Source organism: Streptomyces sp. NPDC029956 (assembly GCF_055574655.1).
Genome location: NZ_JBVHZJ010000060.1, coordinates 1 through 18,352 on the forward strand (window position 1 = coordinate 1; position 18,352 = coordinate 18,352).

The following is an 18,352-nucleotide window of genomic DNA, read 5'->3' on the forward strand; positions in this document are numbered from 1 at the left end:
CGCCTCACCAGTGAGAACACCATCTCCTGGCGCGACCCGAAGAAAGTCACAGAGCATCCCATCTCGGGATGAAACATTGGACGAAAACGACCTCTAAGGGCTGTCCCGAAATCCAGTGCCGGGCTGGGGCGCCGCTACCCTAGGGCGGGAGGTGGCGGCTACTGGCCTGGCACTTGCGTTTGGCGCCTGCCCCGGGAAGAGTTTCGCGGACGCCGTTCGGGGCGAAGTCGTGAGGGCAGGGGCAGAGAGATGTGCGTGATGGATGCGGCGGTCAAAGAGGCTGCCGTCGCTCAGTTCCTCCGCAAGTATCCGCAGATGGAGCGAGCTGCATGCGACCACCCCGCGCTGCTGGGCTGCACGGATGTCGACTGGTCGCGGATTCCCGGGTGCCCTGCGGGGATCCCGGTCCTGCTCCGCAGTCTCCTGGATGAGGTAGCCGGCCCCGCGGCTCTGCCCGTACTGGAGAACGTCCTGATGAACAGCGCCTTCCGCGTGAGCGCCGTGATGCCGGCCGTCCTGCCCTTCCTGATCCGCCTGGCAGCCGTCCCTGGCATCGTGGTGCGGCCCGACCTTGTAGAACTCTTGATCCTTGCCGCGGAGCTGTCTCTGCCCGTCAACGCCGACGATGAACGCCAGGTGATGATGTTCGGGAAGGACTGCGATCAGCCGGAACGCGAGTGGTGCAGGGCTGCCTTCGCCGCACACGCTTCTGACCTGCGCGCGTTGCTGGAGGAAGGGACCCTTCCGGACGGATTGATCAGCGTGGACGACCGCGAGCGTCTGCTCAGGGCTGTGGAATCGCAGCGATGTCCCTCCTGACTACCCGCAAGCCGGCACTGCGGCCCGTGAAGAGATCTTGCGGTGTCTGGCGTGATCACGGCGTCAAGGCCTTCCTGGATAGCCCCGTTCACTGGGCTGAGTCCCCTCTGTTGTGACACGTTGGTGACACAGTTGCGGCGCGAAGGAGCTGACGCGGTCCGCAGAGGCCGACCGTGGAGCTTGCCGCTGGAGACCGGGTACTGCTGGTCACGGCTTACTGGCGCACCAACTTGACGCTACGGCAGCTCGCACCACTGCTCGATATCTCGAAGTCCGCGGCTGACCGCATCATCGGCCACCTCGGCCCCCTGCTCGCGCTCAAGCCCCGCAGACGGTTCCGCAAGGACACGGTGCTCATCGTGGACGGCACGCTGGTGCCCACCCACGACCACGCAGTAGCCGAGCAGTCGAAGAACTACCGATACTCCACCAACCACCAGGTCGTCATTGACGCCGACAACCGACGCGTCGTCGTGGTCGGCCGGCCGTCGCCCGGCAACCGCAACGACTGCAAGGCGTGGGCGCTGTCCGGAGCCAAAGACGCAGTCGGCCGCACCACCGTGATCGCCGACGGCGGCCACCGAGGCACCGGCCTGGTCATCCCGCACCGCCGCGCGCGCGCGGGCAGAGCAAACTGCCGACTTGGAAGGAAGAGCACAACACTTCCCATCGCCAGGTCCGCGCCCGTGTCGAGCATGCCTTCGCCCGCATGAAGACCTGGAAGATCCTCCGAGACTGCCGATTGAAGGGTGACGGCGTCCATCACGCAATGAGCGGAATCGCCCACCTGCACAACCTCGCACTCGGCCGATAGGCAAGCCGCGCGGGCAGGAGCCGGTCATGGCCTACCGACTCAAAGATCTTTACGGGACAGCCCTTAGAACATCCCTCTGCCTCGCAGGTTCACGCAGATCCAAGGCATCGGACCGGAAGGATGCAGCAGATCAGTCGATCGGACAGCGCTGCTGCCAGCTGCCGAGTGAGAAGGCGACAAGGCGGCCCGCTGTGCGGACACCGACGCGGCGTCGTTGGCCTTCTCGTCCGGTCCCGAACCGTCTTGTTGATCGTTTCAGACCGGACTGAGCTGCAGGTCTTGTGCTTGGCGACGGTGGTCAGCAGGGTGTCCAGGGTACGTGTTGAATCTGCGGGGCGACTCACCCGGGAAACTAATTTACCGGTAAACTTCGAGCGACCGCAGAGATGAAGCCGGGGCATGTCATCTGCTTCAACTAGCTTGCGTGGAAAGCGTGTTCGGGCGAAGGCCTCGTCGTCGAACCCCAACCTGGGGGCGTGCCGCCCCACCCACTGCCCCCGCTGAGACCTGCCACTGCGCACACGGCCTGGCGGTAGGGTCGGGGTATCGAGGGTTCAGGATGGAGCTGGGGTGGCAGTGAAGCGGCCGACGATGGCGGACATCGCGCGTCGGGCGGGTGTGTCGAAGGTGGCGGTCTCATACGCGCTCAACGGCCAGCCCGGAGTCTCGGAGGGCACCCGTGCCTTGATCAAGGGCATCGCCGAGGAGCTGGGATGGCGCCCGAACAGCGCTGCTCGGGCGCTGACCGGCGGGCTTGCGCAGGCGGTCGGACTGGTCGTGCGGCGCCCGGCGCGGACGCTCGGGGTGGAGCCGTTCTTCATGGAGTTCATCAGCGGCGTGGAGACCGTCCTCGCTGAGCACGCGTTCGCCCTGATGCTCCAGATGGCGGCCGACCAGGAGCAGGAGATCGAGGTCTGCCGGCGCTGGTGGGGCGAACGGCGGGTCGACGGCGTCTTCCTCATGGACCTGCAGACCGATGACGCAAGAGTCGACGCCATCCGAGACATCGGCCTGCCTGCGGTGGCGATCGGCCCGCCGGAGGAGGCCGGGGGGCTGCCGGCCATCTGGTCCGACGACGGCGAGAGCGTGCACGAGATCGTGCGGTACCTGGCGACGCTGGGGCACCAGCGGATCGCGCGGGTGGCGGGCCCGGCCGGGCTCGCGCACACGGTGGTCCGCGACGCGGCGCTCGCGGAGGCCTGCCGGGAGGCGGGGATCCCGGAGGCGACCGTGGTGCACACCGACTACACCGGTGACGAGGGGGCGCGTGCCGCGCGGGGCCTGCTGATCTCGCCCCGGCGGCCGACGGCGATCGTCTTCGACAACGACATCATGGCGGTGGCCGCGCTGTCGGTGGCGCAAGAGCTGGGCCTCTCGATCCCGGCGGACGTGTCGATCGTCGCCTGGGACGAGTCGCCCCTGACGCAGGTGGTGCGCCCGATGCTGTCGGCGGTCACCCGCGACATCCCGGCGTACGGGGCTCGCTCCGCGACCGCGCTGCTCGCCCTGATCGGCGGGGAGGACGTCGGCAGCATGCGTGAGGGGTACGCCCGCTTCGTGCCCCGGGGCAGCACCTCTGCCCCGCCTCCGGAGCCGAGCCCGCGCTGATCTCCCGTCCACGGGGAGACCGTGCGGGGCCGGGCCGTCCCCTCGTACGGCCCGGCCTCGTCCTTCCGTTCCGGGGCTACTTCGTGGCTCCCTGAGAGAAGCCGTTGTAGATCCAGCGCTGCAGCAGCAGGAAGATGACCAGCGTCGGCAGGATGACCAGGATCGCGCCGGCCGAGATGGCCTCCCAGTGTGCCCCGAAGGGGCCCTTGAAGCGGAAGAGCGCGGTGGAGATCGTCCCCAGGTCCTCGGAGTGCATGTAGAGGAAGGGGATGTAGAAGTCGTTGTAGGTCGTGATCCCCTTGATGATGACGACGGTGGCGATCGCCGGCTTGAGCAGGGGGAAGATGATCTTCCGGTAGATCGTGAAGGCGTTGGCGCCGTCAAGGCGGGCGGCCTCGTCGAGCGAGACGGGGATGCCCCGGATGAACTGCAGGAAGATGTAGACCGAGACGATGTCGGTGCCCATGTAGAGCAGGATCGGCGCCCAGCGGGTGTCGACCAGACCGAAGCCGTTGATCACCTGGAAGGTCGCGACCTGGGTGGTGACACTCGGTACGAGGGTGGCGACCAGAAAGCCGGCCATGACGAGCTTCTTGCCCCGGAAGTCGAAGCGGTCAACGGCGTACGCGGTCATGGAACCGATGATCACCGTCCCGCCGATCGAGAAGACCAGGATGAACGCGGTGTTCCCGAAGGCCATCAGCATCTTGCCGTCGTTGAACGCCGTGACGTAGTTGTCGAGGTTGAACCAGTTGCCCGGCAGCGACAGCGCACTGCCTTCACCGACCTCTTCGGAGGTCTTGAGCGAGGTCAGGAAGACGACGGCCAGCGGCAGGAGCACGACCACCGAGGCGGCGATCAGCGACAGGTAGTTCAGTACGCTCCCGACGGGCAGGCGCCGGCGGGTGCGGGTGTGGGTGTGGTGCAGGGTGGCGGTGAGGTCGCGGGAGGTCATACGAGGTCCACCTTGTCGTCGGGCACGAGCCGGCGCTGGATCCAGGTGATCAGCAGGATGATCAGGAGCAGTACCACGGCCGCGGCCGAGGCCAGGCCGGTCTTGTTGAACTGGAAGGCGAGTTTGATCGTCTGGATGACGAAGGTCTGGGTACCGGTCGCGCCGCCGGTCATGATGTAGGGGATCTCGAAGACCGACAGCGAGCCGGAAATCGCCAGGATCGCGCTCAGGCTGATCACGGGTTTGATGCTCGGGGCGATGATGTGCCGGAACTGATGCCACTTCCCGGCCCCGTCCAGCTCCGCCGCCTCGTACAGCTCGCCGGGGATGGACTGGATTGCGCCGAGGAAGAGGACGAAGTTGAGCCCTGTGAAGCGCCAGACGGAGACACCCGCGAGGGAGACGTTCGCCGAAGTGGGGTCGCCGAGCCAAGGGTGATCGGTCGTCACGCCGCACCAGTCGAGCACGGAGTCGAGCGTGCCGCCCTCCTGGAAGAAGTACAGGAACACGAAGCCGATCGCGACGCCGTTGATGAGGTAGGGGAAGAACAGGATGCCCTTGAAGAGATTCCTGAACCGCAGGTTGAAGCTGAGGATCACCGCGAAGTACAGCGCGACCACGATCTGGACCACGGACGCGGCAAGGTAGTAGCCGCTCACGAAGAACACCCGGAAGAGTTCGGGGCGGGTGAAGATCTGAGCGTAGTTGTCGAACCCCACGTTCTCCCGGTCCGGGCTCACCCCGTCCCAGTCGGTGAAGCTGTACGAGATCATGCTCGCGACAGGGACGTACGTGAACGTGATCAGCAGGGCGAGCGGGGCCGCGAGGAAGAGCCACGGCGTCATCCGCCGCAGTGGCGAGTCGCGCCACGCCCTCGTCTGCCCGGCGGCGGGGCCGCGCCGGGGTCCCGACGGGCGGCGCCGGTCGTTCCCCGTGTCGGCATTGGTCCTGTCCTTGCTGGATCGCCCTGTCATGGCGGCGCCCTCTGGTGCGGTGTCGGTGATCTGGGTCATGTCGGCCTTTCGTGTCCGCTGCCGCGGAAGGTCCAGGGGCCCCGGCCGGCGTCGTGCGGCCGGGGCCCACTCCGCCGGTATCAGCTACCGACGGTCTTCGCCGCCTCGTCCCACCTCTTGTTCAGGCCGGCGAAGAAGTCTTCCAAGCTGCCCTTTTCGGCGCCGCGGGCCGTGTCGATCAGCTTCTGGCGGTAGTCCTGCTTGTTGAGCCCAATCTCTGCGGCGTCGTCGATGTCGTTGACCGCGGCCGTCTTGGCCTCCGAGCGGTCGAAGAAGATGACATCGTTGTCAACGAACTCCTTGAGCGTGGCGGGCATGGGAGCGGACTTCACCGCGGAGACGACGCCCTCCTTCTCCGCGAAGCCCGACTTCTCGGTGAACCAGTCCACCCAGGCACGCGCCGCGGGCTTGTTGTCCGAGTGCACGTTGACAGCCTGCTGGTAGTCGGACACCAGCGCCGCACAGAACTTCCCGTCCTTCTGGACGGGGAAGGGCATGAACCCGATGTCCTGCGGGTTCATGCCGGAGTCCTTCGCTACGCCCTGCATCTGCGTGATCGACCAGGAGCCCAGCATCATCGCGCCGATCTCGCCGTCGGCCAGCAACAACTTGGAGTTCTCCCAGTTGGTGGTGGTCGGGTCCTTCTCCGACAGACCCTGCTTGACGATGTCGTGGAGCAGGCCGTCGATCGTGCGCAGCTCGCCACCCTCCTTCCACGGCGAGACCGGCCCGGCCAGCTTGTTGCTCGCCTGCGCATCGCAGCCGACCGAGCCGTTGTTGGCGGTCCACTGAACCAGTGGCCAGCCGTCCTTGAAGTTGGTGTAGTACGGGGTCGCGCCGGTCTTGTCCTTGACCGCCTTCAGCCCGGCGATGAACTCCTGCGGCGTCCTGGGCCAGGCGGTGACACCGGCCTTCTTCCACAGCGCCTTGTTGTACACGAAGCCGTTGGCGGTTCCGAACTGGGCGATGCCGTAGACCTTGCCGTCCACCTCGGTCTTGTCGCTGAAGCGGTACTTCGACAGCTCCTCGGTCGTCCCCAGGGGAGCGAAGAACTTCGGGTAGTCATTCTTGGCCACCGCACCGGGGATGAAGAGCACGTCACCGTAGGACTTGGTGTTCATACGGATCTTCACCTCCCCCTCGTAGTCGGTGATCCCGTCGAAGGTGACCTTCACCTTGGGATAGATCTTGTTGAACTCAGCCGCGTACTTCTCCAGCGTTCCGTTCTGTGCCAGATCGGTCCGCTGAGTGAGGACCTTGATCTCGCCGGAGACCTCCTTCGGATCCGACGGAGGAGCGGCCACCTCACCGGTGGCACCGCCGCCCCCGCCGCCGCACGCCGACAGCGCAAGCGTCACGGCGGCCAGCACAGCGCCCGAGAGCGCGGTCGTCTTCTTGTTCCCCATGGCCCAACTCCTTCAAGTCACGGCTCAGGTCATCGGTGGGATGACGGCACTATGTCAGCCGGTCGTGAACCGGTAAAGTACTGATTTCCAGCGTGATGCCTAATCGTTACCCGGGTCAGTCGATTGCCAGGGGCTGATACCCCCGTGCCCGATGGGCAGTGCACCATGGAGGGCCAAGCTTGACCGGTTCATGGACAGTTAAGTAAAAGTACGGCTAACTTGTCGGCCCGTACACGCATCCCGCCCACCGCCAGGCGATTGGAGCCGCACACCATGAAGGACGTCACCCAGCTGCACGAGGGGTGGAGCCTGCGCCACGAGGACGCACTGCTCCCCGCGCAGGTGCCCGGTTGTGTCCACACTGACCTGCTCACCAGCGGGGTGATACCGGACCCGTTCCTCGGGGTGAACGAGACGGGGATCGCCTGGGTCGGGCTCCGGACGTGGTCGTACGTGATGGACCTCGGCGCCCACGACGGCGGGCACGAGCGGAGCGAGCTGGTCTTCGAGGGCCTGGACACCGCCGCCGAGGTCCTGCTCGACGGCGTGTCCCTCGGCTCGACCCGCAACATGCACCGCGTCCACCGCTTCGACGTCACGGGACGGGCCGGAACGCTGGAGGTTCGCTTCGACTCGGCCTACGACGAGGCCGAGCGGGTCCGCGCCCTCACCGGCGACCGGCCCAACGTGTACCCCGAGCCGTTCCAGTACATCCGCAAGATGGCCTGCTCCTTCGGCTGGGACTGGGGCCCGACCGTCGTGACCGCAGGCATGTGGCGGCCCGTGCGGATCGAGCACTGGTCGACCGCCCGGCTCGCCGAGGTCCGCCCGCTGGTGACCGTGGACGGCACCACCGGCCGCGTCGAGCTGCGGGTCGGGGCCGCGCGCACCGACAGCGGGGCGGGCCGCCCCCTCACACTGCGGGCCACGGTCGCCGGCGTGGCCGCCGAGACCTCCTTCGAGGGGGCGGAGGCGGTGCTCCGCCTGGAGGTCTCCGAGCCGGAGTTGTGGTGGCCTCGGGGACACGGTTCCCAGCCGCTGTACGGACTCGCCGTCGAGCTCCTGGACGAGGACGGGACGCCGCTCGACTCCTGGTCGCGGCGGATCGGCTTCCGTACCGTCACCGTCGACCGCTCCACCGACGAGCACGGCACCGGCTTCACCTTCGTCGTCAACGGCGTACGGATCTTCGCGCGCGGGGTCAACTGGATCCCGGACGACGTGCTGCCGTCCCGGGTCACGCCCGAGCGCTACCGCACCCGACTCACCCAGGCCGCCGAGGCCAACATCGACCTCGTCCGCATCTGGGGCGGCGGGATCTACGAGGACAACGCCTTCTACGACATCTGCGACGAACTGGGCCTGATGGTCTGGCAGGACTTCCTCTTCGCCTGCGCCGCCTACCCCGAGGAACAGCCGCTGCGCGGGGAAGTGGAGGCGGAGGCGCGTGACAACGTTGTCCGACTGATGCCACACGCCAGCCTCATCCTGTGGAACGGCAACAACGAGAACCTCTGGGGGTTCCGAGACTGGGAGTGGGAGGCCCCACTCGGCGGCGACTCCTGGGGCGAGGGCTACTACCTGGGGATCCTGCCCCGGGTCGTCGCCGAGCTCGACCCCACCCGCCCCTACACCGCCGGCAGCCCCTGGTCCGGCTCCTGGGACCACCACCCCAACGATCCCCGGCACGGCACCCACCACTCGTGGGAGGTGTGGAACCGGCAGGACTACGCCGAGTACCGGGCCGACGTCCCCCGCTTCTGCGCCGAGTTCGGCTGGCAGGCACCGCCCGCGATCAGCACCCTGCGGCGCGCCCTGTCGGGCGAGGACCTCTCCCCCGACTCCCCCGGCATGCTGCACCACCAGAAGGCCGAGGACGGCAACGGCAAGCTGAACCGCGGCATCGAGCGCCACTTCGGCCTGCCCGAGGGCGACTTCGACCGCTGGCACTACCTCGCCCAGGTCGTCCAGGCCCGCGCGGTCGCCGCCGGCATCGAGCACTGGCGCTCTCACTGGCCCCTCTGCGCCGGCACAGTGGTGTGGCAGCTGAACGACTGCTGGCCGGTGAGCTCCTGGGCCGCGATCGACGGCGACGGGCACCTCAAGCCGCTCTATCACGAGCTGCGCCGCGTCTACGCCGACCGGCTCCTCAGCCTCGTGCCCACCGAGGAGGGTCCGGTCCTGGTCCTCGACAACCAGTCCGGCGCCACCTGGCGCACCACCGTCACCCTGCGCCGCCTCGGCGCGGACGGCGTGGTGCTGCGGGAGGCCGTGTTCGACTTGGAGGCCGCCGCCCGGACGGTGGTACGGCTGGTCGTCCCGGGCTCGCTGCTGCCGGACGCCGTCTCCGCGAAGGAGCTCCTGGTCGCCGACGCGGACGGCCTGCGGTCGGTCCACCTCCCGGTGTACGACAAGGAGTTCGCCTATCCGGTGCCGCTTTACGACCTCCGGATCGAGCCGACCGGCGACGGCGGATCGGTCGTGGTGATCACCGCACGAACCCTCGTCCGGGATCTCCTGCTCCAGGCGGACCGGCTGGCACCGGCGGCGAGCGCCGACCGCGGGCTTGTCACCCTGCTGCCGGGCGAGGAGGTCCGGATCGCGGTCCGCGGCTGGGCGGGCGACGATCCGGAGGCCGTACGGAGGGCCCTGTTCAGCGTGGGGGCGGTGTGAGCGCCCCAGCCTCTCGCGCCCCCGCCCAGCGTGTCACGATCAACGATGTCGCCGCGCTGGCCGGGGTGTCCAAAGGCGCCGTCTCCATCGCCTTCAACAACCGGCCCGGGGTGTCCCCGACGACCCGGGAGCGTATCTTCGCGGCGGCCCGGGAGCTCGGCTGGAGCCCGAACCAGACCGCGCGCAACCTCTCCGGCCAGCGGGCGGGCATAGTCGGCCTGGCGATCTGCCGGCCGGCCCGGCTCCTCGGCCTCGAACCCTTCTACATGGAGTTCATTTCCGGCATCGAGGACGTCCTCGCCGAGCGCTTCTGCTCCCTCCTCCTCCGGCTGGTCCGCGACCTGGACGAGGAGGCCGCCCTCTACCAGGAGTGGTGGCGCAGCAGGACCGTCGGCGGGGCGATCCTCGTCGACTTCCACCAGGACGACCCGCGGATCCCGCCCCTCCGGGCCCTCGGCATGCCCGTGGTGGCCGTCGGGCACCCGTCGCTGACCGGCGGGTTCCCTTCGGTCTGGACGGACGACGCCTCCGCAGCCGCCGAGGCGGTGCGGTACCTGGCTGCGCTCGGGCACCGGCGGATCGCCCGCGTCGGCGGCCCCACCGGCCTGGGCCACAGCGGCATCCGCGCCACTGCTTTCGAGGCGACCATGGCCGAGCTGGGCCTGGACGGAGGGCGGCAGGTGGCGACCGGCTTCGTGGGAGAGGAAGGGGCTCGGGCCACCCGCAGTCTCCTCATGTCCCCGGACCGGCCGACGGCGATCGTGTACGACAACGACATCATGGCCGTCGCCGGGGCGGCGGTCGCCTCGGAGATGGGCCTCTCGGTACCCGACGACGTCTCCCTCCTGGCGTGGGACGACTCGCAGTTGTGCAGGCTGACGCATCCACCGTTGTCCGCGATGAGTCACGACGTGCACCACTTCGGGGAGGAGGTGGCCCGGACCCTGTTCGAGATCATCGAGGGCACCCACAAGGGCGCCCGTCAGGTACCCACTCCGTCCCTGACTCCGAGAGGGTCGACAGGCCCGCCTCGACGTACGTCGTGCGTCCCCCAGGGGGCGCCGGAAGCAGACGAGGAACGGGTTCCGGGTGAGAGGCGTGCCGACGGACCCCGCTCCTCACGCACCCGGCGCGGCAGGTGCGAGACGGGGGGTCAGCCCTTGGCGCAGGGGACGCCATCGAGGCTGAAGGAGGCGGGCACGGCACCGGGGCCCGCGACGTTGACGCCGAAGCTCACGGCCCTGCCGATCGGGACGGACTCGTTCCAGGACTCGCTGGTGGCGCGGACCTGTCGGCCGGTCTGGGTGACGGAAGCGTTCCAGGCGGAGTTCACCGTGGTGCCTTCCGGGAGGGCGAAGTCGAGCTTCCAGCCCTTGAGGGGCTGTTCGCCGGTGTTGCGGACGGTGACGTCGGCGTTGAAGCCGGTTCCCCAGTCGTCCAGGCGGTAGGCGATGGAGCAGCCGCGCCGGTAGACGCCGGCCTCCTGGGAGGTCTGGCGGATGCCGTCGGGACCGTGGAAGAGTCGTTCGCCCCAGGCACTGAGCCGGTCGGCATCGAAGCCGGTGGCGAGGTCGAGGTACTCGACGCCGCCGCCGTTGCCGCTCCAGGACCAGCCCAGATAGCCGATGTCCAGCCGGCGTGCTGCGGCCATGATGGCGCCCTCGTCGGGGTTGCCGTCGGAGTGGTCGTAGCCGAACTCGCCGACGACGATGGGCAGTCCGCGGTCGACGAAACTGCCGAGATAGTCCTCGACTTCGGCGGCGGTGTCGTACACGCCGTACATGTGGAGGGAGAAGACGGTGTTGCGGTCGGGGTCGGAGGCGAAGACGGCGGGGGCGTTCTCGCGCATGGTGCCCGACCAGTCCTGTCCCCAGTTGGGCGCGTCGACCATCAGGGTGTGGTCGAAGCCGGCTGCGCGCAGGCGGCCGATGGCGTCCTTGGTGTCCTGCGTCCAGGCGGTGTAGCCGACGTTGCCGTGTGGCTCGTTGCCGAGGTTGACGATGACGTACTTCTCCTGGCCCCTGAGGGCGTTCGCCACCTCCATCCAGTAGTCGACGGCCTCGGCGAGGGTGGCTGCTTCGCTCTGCTCGCCGTAGCCGGTGGTGTCGTGGGCCTCCAGAACGCAGACGAGCCGGTTGGTCTTGCACTGGGAGACGACGGCCGCGACGTCGACGGCGTCGTTCTTCGTCCAGCGGGTGCCGGTCGAGAGGACTATGCGGACCGAGTTGGCGCCGAGGGCCTTGATGTCGGCCAGGGACCGCCCGGTGCGGTCCGTGTACCAGGTGTGGGCGTGGTTGACGCCGCGGAGGACGAAGTCCTTGCCGGTCGCGTCGACGAGCCGTCCGTCCACGACGCGGAAGCCGTTGGAGCGCTCGGCGGCCTGGGCGGTGACGGGGACCGAGGTGATCGTGGCGGCGAGGGCGAGCAGCGTCGCTGCCGAGAAGACCCGTGTCCTGTTCATGTGGTGCTCCCAACTCGGTACCGCGCCCCGGGAGGAAATGTGGGGGCGGTGGTGCCTGACATGGAGTGAGACCGCGGCTGATCGGGGTCGGTAGCCCCGGGTGGGCCCACGAGTGGTGGGCGGACCGCCGCCGGTCCCCACTGCCCGGATATTGCTGCGGCTCGATTCCGGGCAGTGGGGATTAACCGCAGATACGGGTCAGGTCGTCGCCTTCGTGAATCAGCGAGTTCTCCTGCCGGTTCTGGCGGCCGAGTTGAGGCTAGAGGCCGTGACGGTCGATAACAATAGCTTGGACATAACCGGTTAAGTTCAGCGGCGGTTTTGCTGACCACCGCTCATCCGAGGCGTTCCGCCGTACCCGTCGTGGCGCGGAAGGCCGTGCCGGCCCCTGCCAGAACGGCCTCGGCACCCGCGGGTACGTACACGGCCTGCCCGGGGCCGATGTCGAGGGTCTCCTCGGAGGACGAGGTGGTCATGGCCCCCGTGATGCAGAGGAGGATCTGCGGGGCGTCCAGCGCCACGCGCCGCCCCGGTTCACCGGCGCGGAGGACGTACCGCGTCAGGCGGAAGTCGTCCACCGGCGCCGGATATACCTCTTCACCCGTCCCCTCCCGAGGGGTCAGGACGCGAGGCGGGGGTGCGTCGAAGCGGACGACCCGGGTGAGTTCTTCCGTGTCCACATGCTTGGAGGTCAGTCCGCACCGCAGAACGTTGTCGGAGCTCGCCATGATCTCCACCCCGAGCCCGGAGAGATACGCGTGCGGGACTCCGGCGCCGAGGAACAAGGCCTCGCCGGGGCTCAGCTCCACGTACCGGAGCATCAGCGCCGACAACAGCCCGGAGTCGCCCGGGTACACCTGTGCGACTCTGTCGTAGGCGGCGATGCAAGGCTCTTCCGAGCCCGCCACCGCCCGGGCGACAGCGTCGAGCAGGCCCGCCGGCGGGCGGAGGAAGGCCCGGAACACCTCCGCGAGCGCCTGGGGCCCACGAACGACACGCAGGGTCGCGGCGTACGGACGCAGCGCGGGCACCTTCAGGGAGTCGAGCAAGTCGGCGGCGTCCGCCGGGCTCCGGAAGCCGCAAAGGCCCCGGAACGGGGTGAGGGCGACGATCATCTCGGGCTTGTGCTGGTCGTCGCGGTAATTGCGGTGCGGCGCGTCCAGGGGCACGCCCAGCGCGTTCTCCCGGGCGAATCCGGCCTGGGCCTGGGCGAGGTCTGGGTGCACCTGTACGGAGAGCGGCGCATCAGCGGCCAGGAGCTTGACCAGGAAGGGGAGGCGGGGCCCGAACCGGCGCATGGTGACCGCTCCGAGTTCGCCCTCCGGATCCTCGGCGACGACCCGGTCCAGCGGTATCAGGGCTTCACCCCTGAACACTCGGGAGGGCGCCGCTGGATGGGCACCCATCCAGAGTTCGGCCTGGGGTGCTCCGGTGGGCGGCACGCCCATGAGTTCCGGCAGCAGGGTGCGGGAGCCCCAGTCGTAGGTCTGGACGGTGTTGCGGAGCAGGTACATGGTCGTTTCCTGGAGTACGTACGGTGAGGTGGGAGGACGGGGACGCCACGGCGCCCGCCGAGGGCGCTCGGTTCCGGTGTGCGCGGGCACGAAGAGAAGGCCGCGCAACCGGTGGAGGCCGGACGTCAGGTGGCCGTCCGCCCCCTCGTGCCAGCCCCGGCGCGGGACAGCCCGGGGGCGGTGATGCCGGCGGCGGCCGCGCCGATCAGTCCGGCGTCGAGGGCCAGCCGGGCGGGCGCGACCGGGACATCACGGGTGAAGTCGAGGACGGCGTACGACTTCAGATGGTGCCGCAGTGGCACCAACAACACCTCGCCTGCTTGGGAGACCCCACCTCCGACGACGACCAGGTCGAGTTCGACGAGCGCGGCCGTCGCCGCGATGGCGGCGGCCAGGGCGCGGCCGGCCCGGTCGAACGCGGCGAGGGCCTTCGGGTCACCGGCACGGGCCGAGACCTCGACCTCACGGGCCGTGGCGGGAAGACCGACCGGGGGCGTCCAGCCCGATTCGAGCGCGTAGGCCGCGATCGCCGTGCCGCTGGCGTAGCGCTCGACACATCCCAGGGCGCCGCAGGGGCACTCAGGACCGTTCTGGTCGACGGTGATGTGTCCGATGTGACCGGCGTTCCCGGTCGTACCCGCATGTACGGAACCTCCCAGGATCAGGCCACCACCGACGCCGGTCGAGACGACCATGCACAGGGCGTTCGCCACATCCTTCGCCGCACCGATCCAGTGTTCCGCCGCCGTCATGGCGACCGCGTCGCCGACGAGCACCGGTTCGATGCCCGCCGGGACGGCGGGATGGCTCCGCACCCGCTCCACCAGGGGGAAGGAACGCCAGGCCGGGATGTTGACCGGGCTGACCGTGCCCGCGGCGGTGTCGACCGGTCCGGCGCTCCCGATCCCCAGGCAGAACAGCGAAGCCCACTCGGGACGGGTGGCCAGCTCGTCCACCACCGAGGTCACCGCGGCCATCATCGCCTCGGCGGACTCACGCGCGGGCGTCGGCCGCTGCGCCCGCACCATCACGCGTCCCCCGGCATCGACCAGCGCCCCGGCGATCTTGGTACCACCGATGTCCAGCGCTCCGTACACCATCCGCGCAACCTCTCTAGAACCGTCCGAACTGTGCAGGGTCCTACTCTGCCGAGTGCTGACAACGTTGTCTAGAGAGGAACGGATCCGGTTAAGTCACATGGCGACGCAAGAGGTGAAGGGACCCCAGCCGAATCATCGTCCAGGCCGCGCACCACCGGCGCCGGGCTCACGCGCGCGGAGGGCCGAGCCTGGGCGGTGGAGCACCGTCCGGCAGGCGGCCAGCGCGCTGACACCGCGTACGTCTGGATCCGGCAGGGCCGGTACAGCGAACCGATGGGGCGCCGACTGCACTCCGCGACCGGAAACCTCGCCGTGGCCGCGGGGGCTCGCCCTCGACTCAGGCCGCCCCCATGACGTCCGCTCCCAGTAATCCGAGGCCCTGGCCAGCGCCCGGCAGGCCGACGACCCCGGCCTCGAGGCCCATGCCTTCAAACCATCGTGCTGGACGGCGGCCCCGGCCAGGGCCGCCGCGCCCTCACCCTCTCCCCCGACCTGTACTTCTGCGTCGTACGCGCCGACCAGGTCGTCGCCTCCGTGCCACAGGCACTACCCCGTCTCGACCCGGCCCGTCCGCAGACGTGGATCTCCGGTCCCTCCGCCACCAGTGACATCGAACTCGACCGTGTCTAGGGCGTTCACGGACCGAGACAGCTCCATGTGGTGCTCGTCAGTCACGGAGAATGAGGGCACGGCACACAGAAACCTCGCGTACCTGAACCAGACGGCCGAGCGCCCCATCAGCGGCGGCCGCCACGTGGACCTGCTCTGTAAGGTCCTCCACCTCATTGAAGAAGCTGTCTCTCCACAAGAGAGACACCTCGACGTCCAGGACGGTGCGGTGCGATCCAGGACTTGTACGGACGATCATGGCGCAAGCGTGAGCAACGAATCCATCGCGTACAGAAGCATCGCCCCGACAACCAGAACTGACTCCCCGCCAGAAGAGCTTGTGCTGGCAGGATTCCTGCCAGCATAAGCCCTGGAAGTCAACCGTCATGGCTGGTCGCTGGTCGACCAGCCATGACGGGGACGGGGCTCAGTCGGTGTCGATGCCGCGCGCGGCGAAGACCTCCGCCGCGTCCGGCACGGCCAGGACGCCGTCCTCCACGAAGGTGACCTCCCGCAGGTTGGGCAACAGGGCGAGGTCGTCGAGCGAGCGGACGTCGAACAGGTCGTCCTCGCCGTCCCAGGCGGGGGCGCAGTGTCGGAAGACGTCCGCCCCTGCGTCGAAGCACAGCTCCTCGACGCCGGCGAGCAGCTCGGCCGGGATTTCCAGGGCCTCGAAATGGGCCCGGGACTCCGGCAGCATCTCCGCGTGGAGACCGTTCTCCAGAACGTGGGACGCCGGGTCGCCGATCCCCCGGTCGGCCAGCCGTGCGGGCAGGTCGTAGACCGGGAGGAGCGGCTCGGGGCCGTACATGAGCTGCTCGATGACGAGCAACTTGAAATGGAAGTCGCGGAACTGGCTCATGGGAAATGAGTACCACGGAGGTACGACACGGGGCCGAGCCCGGCCGCCGGCCAGGTACAGCGCCAGCGGTTTCGGGGGCGCGGCGCGGCCGACGGCGCGAAGCCTGTCATTTCGGTTGTAGCGTCCGAGAACGAGCAGCTGCTCCTGCACGCCTGCCAGAGGCTGGCCGGGCCGACGCCATCCGAGTGGGGCACGTCCTGGACCGAGGGCCCCGGCGTCCGGTGTGCTCAGTCAGTGTGAAAGGCACCTTCGCGGCAGGCGAGGCGACGAAGACGTAGCCCAGCTGGCCGCCCAGGTTCATCCCGGTCTGCCGGGAGATCCCTTCCTCCAGGTGCGCGAAATCCATCGTGCCGGCGCAGGAGGGGCATGCGGGCAGTCGGTCGTGCTCGAGGTAGGAGGGGCTCCCTCCGAGGGACCCGAGCACTTCGCGCTGCCTCCCGAAGCGTTCTTCGGGTTCCCGCCTCCATCCCGATCGTGCAGGGTCGTATGTGTCAGGCGCGATTTCGTCGTGGTCGTCCTGGTCGTCGTACTCCTCGGGGCCGAGTGTCACGGCCTGGGTGCGGATGGCCGAGGTGGCGGGCAGCGGCGTCACTCCCGTCTCGGGCACGGCCACCGGCTGCAGTTCCACCCGGGGAGGCAAGGATGCGGATCCGCGAAGCTGAACCAACCGCACTGCGGCCGACGACGCGCTCCTCGGCTTCACCGGAGGCGGCCTGCTCGAGCAGGCGCAGGCGATCAGCAGCGGCGCGCCGTACGAGCTCCGGGTCCGCGTCACCGGGTAGCCGCAGGGGCGTGCGATCACGGGCGAGGTCTGCCTAGCCTGGGAGCACGTCCAGGGGGCCTGAAGGAGTGCGGATGCCCCGCCCGCTATGGTCCGGTGCAGTGTCGTTTGGCCTGGTCACAGTACCTATCAAGCTTGAGAATGCGACCGATCGACATGACGTCTCCCTGCGGCAGGTGCACGTGGAGGACGGCGGCCGGATCCGGTACCGCAAGATCTGCGAGAGCGACGGCCAGGTCCTCACCGAGGACGAGATCGGCAAGGGCTACGAGATCAGCAAGGGCCACGTCATCCCGATCACGGACGAGGACCTGGCGGACATGCCCCTCCCCACGGCCAAGGCGATCGAAATCGTGGCGTTCATTCCCGCGTCCTCCGTTGACGCCGTCCAGTACGGCGCCGGCTCGTACTACCTGACCGCCGACGGACAGGTGGCCGCGAAGCCGTACGTGCTGCTCCGCAAGGCCCTCGAGCGCAACGAGAAGGTGGCCGTCGCCAAGTTCGCCCTCCGCGGCCGCGAACGGCTCGGCCTGCTCCGCCCCCTCGGCGACGCCCTGCTCCTGTCCGGCCTGCACTGGGGAGACGAGATCCGCTCCTCCGAGGAGATCACCCCGCCCGAGACCGAGCTGACCGACGACGAGCTCGAAGGCGCGCTCGAGCTGATGGAGACGATGACCGTCGCCTCCCTCGCCGACCTGGACGTGACCGACCAGTACACCGAGGCGCTCCACGAGGTCATCGAGGCGAAGGCCGAGCACCGGGCGCCAAAGCCCGCCAAGGGTGAGGAGAAGGCGGCGGCGCCGGTCGTCGACCTCATGGCCGCGCTGGAGAAGTCCGTCGCCGACGCCCGCGAACGCCGCGGCGAGACCGTCGACGGGGGCGAGGCGACCGTCCACAAGATGCCGAAGCCGAAGAAGATGGCGGCCGCGAAGAAAGCGATGCCGGCCAAGAAGACCGCGAAGAAGGCAACGTCGGCGAGGCGCCGGAAGTCAGCCTGAACGTGGAAACGAGGAGTCATGGCAGCGAAGCACACCGTCTATCACGTGGCACCGTCCGGGGAGAGGGCTGCAGCCGCAGGCGTGAAGTGGCAGGTCGAGGGAAGGGAAGGCCGCCGGATGCTGCACGAGCCGCACCGGACGCAGAAGGACGCGATCGACTCCGCACGCCACCGGGCCAAGGAACACACCCCTGCGCACGTCGTCGTCCACGCTCGTGATGGGCACATCCGCACCACCTACGCCTACGGCACCCCGCCCGCGGCGTCCCCCGCCGGACGTGGCCGTAGGGCAAGGGCACGCGGCGGCGTCGTCTTCTAGAGTCCAGCCCCGCTCAGGGGAACTCGACCTCCGCCGGCAACGCGGGTCGTCCGACGGGCTTGTCGATGCCGAGACTCCCCCACGGCGCGCACGCCTCGCACATCTCCAGGTCCGGACACTCCTCGGCCGTGCCCAGCACACCGTCCACGTCCGGAAGCTCCCCGGCCCTGTAATGGGCCCTGGGGCCGCAGTTTCCCCGGTGGAGCATCGGATGCCCGTCGGAAGTGCGGGGCGCCGAGACCACCCACGCCTGCTCGCGGCGCGTGACCTCCCTGCGCCGCTTGTCCTCGGCGTCCTGGGCCTCCAGGTCCCGGAACTCCCGCTCGGTGACCGCGGCCTGGTACCGCAGCCACCCCAGCAGCACCCTCTTCTTCTCCAGTCGAACGGCTGCCGGCATCCCCATGACTCCCCCTACTCACGC

The 18,352-nt window shown here is 68.8% G+C and carries 14 protein-coding genes and 3 pseudogenes; 8 read left to right on the forward strand and 9 right to left on the reverse strand.

The annotated features are described in order from the left end of the window. The first annotated feature begins 249 nt into the window (after positions 1-249). The 3 genes and pseudogenes from ACZ4XX_RS33235 (at position 250) to ACZ4XX_RS33245 (ending at position 3,241) form a co-directional block, all read left to right on the forward strand. Positions 250-819, forward strand: coding sequence for a hypothetical protein (locus ACZ4XX_RS33235; RefSeq protein ID WP_468511580.1), 570 nt, complete (start codon positions 250-252; stop codon positions 817-819). A gap of 42 nt (positions 820-861) precedes the next feature. Then, a pseudogene (locus ACZ4XX_RS33240) lies at positions 862-1,633 on the forward strand (transposase). 576 nt (positions 1,634-2,209) lie between these two features. After that, entirely contained in the window at positions 2,210-3,241 is a 1,032-nt protein-coding gene (locus ACZ4XX_RS33245) for a LacI family DNA-binding transcriptional regulator (RefSeq protein ID WP_468511617.1), read from the forward strand. A gap of 76 nt (positions 3,242-3,317) precedes the next feature. On the opposite strand, the gene ACZ4XX_RS33250 is transcribed toward ACZ4XX_RS33245, so the two are convergent. The 3 genes from ACZ4XX_RS33250 to ACZ4XX_RS33260 all read right to left on the reverse strand — a co-directional run bounded on the left by ACZ4XX_RS33250 (position 3,318) and on the right by ACZ4XX_RS33260 (position 6,615). After that, positions 3,318-4,196 carry a carbohydrate ABC transporter permease gene (locus tag ACZ4XX_RS33250; RefSeq protein WP_468511581.1) on the reverse strand — a complete coding sequence of 293 codons (879 nt, stop codon included), beginning with the start codon at positions 4,194-4,196 and terminating at the stop codon, positions 3,318-3,320. Beyond that, positions 4,193-5,170 carry a carbohydrate ABC transporter permease gene (locus ACZ4XX_RS33255; protein WP_468511618.1) on the reverse strand — a complete coding sequence of 326 codons (978 nt, stop codon included), beginning with the start codon at positions 5,168-5,170 and terminating at the stop codon, positions 4,193-4,195. The genes ACZ4XX_RS33250 and ACZ4XX_RS33255 overlap by 4 nt, the downstream gene beginning before the upstream one ends. Positions 5,171-5,289: 119 nt before the next feature. After that, positions 5,290-6,615, reverse strand: a complete 1,326-nt coding sequence (locus ACZ4XX_RS33260; protein ID WP_468511582.1) for an ABC transporter substrate-binding protein — start codon at positions 6,613-6,615, stop codon at positions 5,290-5,292. 273 nt (positions 6,616-6,888) lie between these two features. Between ACZ4XX_RS33260 and ACZ4XX_RS33265 the strand changes: the two genes are divergently transcribed. Then, positions 6,889-9,288: a glycoside hydrolase family 2 protein gene (locus ACZ4XX_RS33265; RefSeq protein WP_468511583.1), complete on the forward strand. Its 2,400-nt coding sequence runs from the start codon at positions 6,889-6,891 to the stop codon at positions 9,286-9,288. Next, positions 9,285-10,322: pseudogene (locus tag ACZ4XX_RS33270) on the forward strand (LacI family DNA-binding transcriptional regulator); the annotation flags it as partial. The gene ACZ4XX_RS33265 and the pseudogene ACZ4XX_RS33270, both read left to right, overlap by 4 nt. Positions 10,323-10,441: 119 nt before the next feature. Here ACZ4XX_RS33270 and ACZ4XX_RS33275 read toward each other — a convergent pair. The 3 genes from ACZ4XX_RS33275 to ACZ4XX_RS33285 form a co-directional block, all read right to left on the reverse strand. Then, a complete protein-coding gene (locus ACZ4XX_RS33275; protein WP_468511584.1) occupies positions 10,442-11,749 on the reverse strand; it encodes a cellulase family glycosylhydrolase in 1,308 nt (435 codons plus the stop codon). A gap of 335 nt (positions 11,750-12,084) precedes the next feature. Then, positions 12,085-13,263 carry a mannose-6-phosphate isomerase, class I gene (manA, locus tag ACZ4XX_RS33280; protein WP_468511585.1) on the reverse strand — a complete coding sequence of 393 codons (1,179 nt, stop codon included), beginning with the start codon at positions 13,261-13,263 and terminating at the stop codon, positions 12,085-12,087. Between the two features lie 125 nt (positions 13,264-13,388). Then, complete coding sequence (locus ACZ4XX_RS33285) at positions 13,389-14,363, reverse strand: ROK family protein (protein ID WP_468511586.1); 975 nt, start codon at positions 14,361-14,363, stop codon at positions 13,389-13,391. 432 nt (positions 14,364-14,795) lie between these two features. On the opposite strand from ACZ4XX_RS33285, the pseudogene ACZ4XX_RS33290 reads away from it, so the two are divergent. Further along, positions 14,796-14,993 (forward strand): annotated as a pseudogene (locus ACZ4XX_RS33290) (LUD domain-containing protein); the annotation flags it as partial. 37 nt (positions 14,994-15,030) lie between these two features. Here the strand turns inward: ACZ4XX_RS33290 and ACZ4XX_RS33295 are convergent. Next, the gene (locus ACZ4XX_RS33295; protein ID WP_468511587.1) at positions 15,031-15,231 is read right to left on the reverse strand and encodes a hypothetical protein; all 201 of its coding nucleotides are present in this window, start codon (positions 15,229-15,231) and stop codon (positions 15,031-15,033) included. 168 nt (positions 15,232-15,399) lie between these two features. Further along, positions 15,400-15,834 carry a DUF6892 domain-containing protein gene (locus ACZ4XX_RS33300; RefSeq protein WP_468511588.1) on the reverse strand — a complete coding sequence of 145 codons (435 nt, stop codon included), beginning with the start codon at positions 15,832-15,834 and terminating at the stop codon, positions 15,400-15,402. An 855-nt stretch (positions 15,835-16,689) separates the two neighbouring features. On the opposite strand from ACZ4XX_RS33300, the gene ku reads away from it, so the two are divergent. Then, complete coding sequence (gene ku / locus ACZ4XX_RS33305; RefSeq protein ID WP_468511589.1) at positions 16,690-17,613, forward strand: non-homologous end joining protein Ku; 924 nt, start codon at positions 16,690-16,692, stop codon at positions 17,611-17,613. An 18-nt stretch (positions 17,614-17,631) separates the two neighbouring features. Next, positions 17,632-17,931 carry a DUF2188 domain-containing protein gene (locus ACZ4XX_RS33310; RefSeq protein ID WP_468511590.1) on the forward strand — a complete coding sequence of 100 codons (300 nt, stop codon included), beginning with the start codon at positions 17,632-17,634 and terminating at the stop codon, positions 17,929-17,931. 13 nt (positions 17,932-17,944) lie between these two features. On the opposite strand, the gene ACZ4XX_RS33315 is transcribed toward ACZ4XX_RS33310, so the two are convergent. After that, entirely contained in the window at positions 17,945-18,328 is a 384-nt protein-coding gene (locus ACZ4XX_RS33315; RefSeq protein WP_468511591.1) for a DUF6233 domain-containing protein, read from the reverse strand. Positions 18,329-18,352 lie beyond the last annotated feature (24 nt).

What these genes read in the sequence shown, in the direction of transcription:
- ACZ4XX_RS33235 (WP_468511580.1), top strand. Translation starts at nt 250, where the DNA reads ATGTGCGTGATGGATGCGGCGGTCAAAGAGGCTGCCGTCGCTCAGTTC.
- ACZ4XX_RS33250 (WP_468511581.1), bottom strand. Translation starts at nt 4,196, where the DNA reads ATGACCTCCCGCGACCTCACCGCCACCCTGCACCACACCCACACCCGC.
- ACZ4XX_RS33255 (WP_468511618.1), bottom strand. Translation starts at nt 5,170, where the DNA reads ATGACAGGGCGATCCAGCAAGGACAGGACCAATGCCGACACGGGGAAC.
- ACZ4XX_RS33260 (WP_468511582.1), bottom strand. Translation starts at nt 6,615, where the DNA reads ATGGGGAACAAGAAGACGACCGCGCTCTCGGGCGCTGTGCTGGCCGCC.
- ACZ4XX_RS33265 (WP_468511583.1), top strand. Translation starts at nt 6,889, where the DNA reads ATGAAGGACGTCACCCAGCTGCACGAGGGGTGGAGCCTGCGCCACGAG.
- ACZ4XX_RS33275 (WP_468511584.1), bottom strand. Translation starts at nt 11,749, where the DNA reads ATGAACAGGACACGGGTCTTCTCGGCAGCGACGCTGCTCGCCCTCGCC.
- manA (WP_468511585.1), bottom strand. Translation starts at nt 13,263, where the DNA reads ATGTACCTGCTCCGCAACACCGTCCAGACCTACGACTGGGGCTCCCGC.
- ACZ4XX_RS33285 (WP_468511586.1), bottom strand. Translation starts at nt 14,363, where the DNA reads ATGGTGTACGGAGCGCTGGACATCGGTGGTACCAAGATCGCCGGGGCG.
- ACZ4XX_RS33295 (WP_468511587.1), bottom strand. Translation starts at nt 15,231, where the DNA reads ATGATCGTCCGTACAAGTCCTGGATCGCACCGCACCGTCCTGGACGTC.
- ACZ4XX_RS33300 (WP_468511588.1), bottom strand. Translation starts at nt 15,834, where the DNA reads ATGAGCCAGTTCCGCGACTTCCATTTCAAGTTGCTCGTCATCGAGCAG.
- ku (WP_468511589.1), top strand. Translation starts at nt 16,690, where the DNA reads ATGCCCCGCCCGCTATGGTCCGGTGCAGTGTCGTTTGGCCTGGTCACA.
- ACZ4XX_RS33310 (WP_468511590.1), top strand. Translation starts at nt 17,632, where the DNA reads ATGGCAGCGAAGCACACCGTCTATCACGTGGCACCGTCCGGGGAGAGG.
- ACZ4XX_RS33315 (WP_468511591.1), bottom strand. Translation starts at nt 18,328, where the DNA reads ATGCCGGCAGCCGTTCGACTGGAGAAGAAGAGGGTGCTGCTGGGGTGG.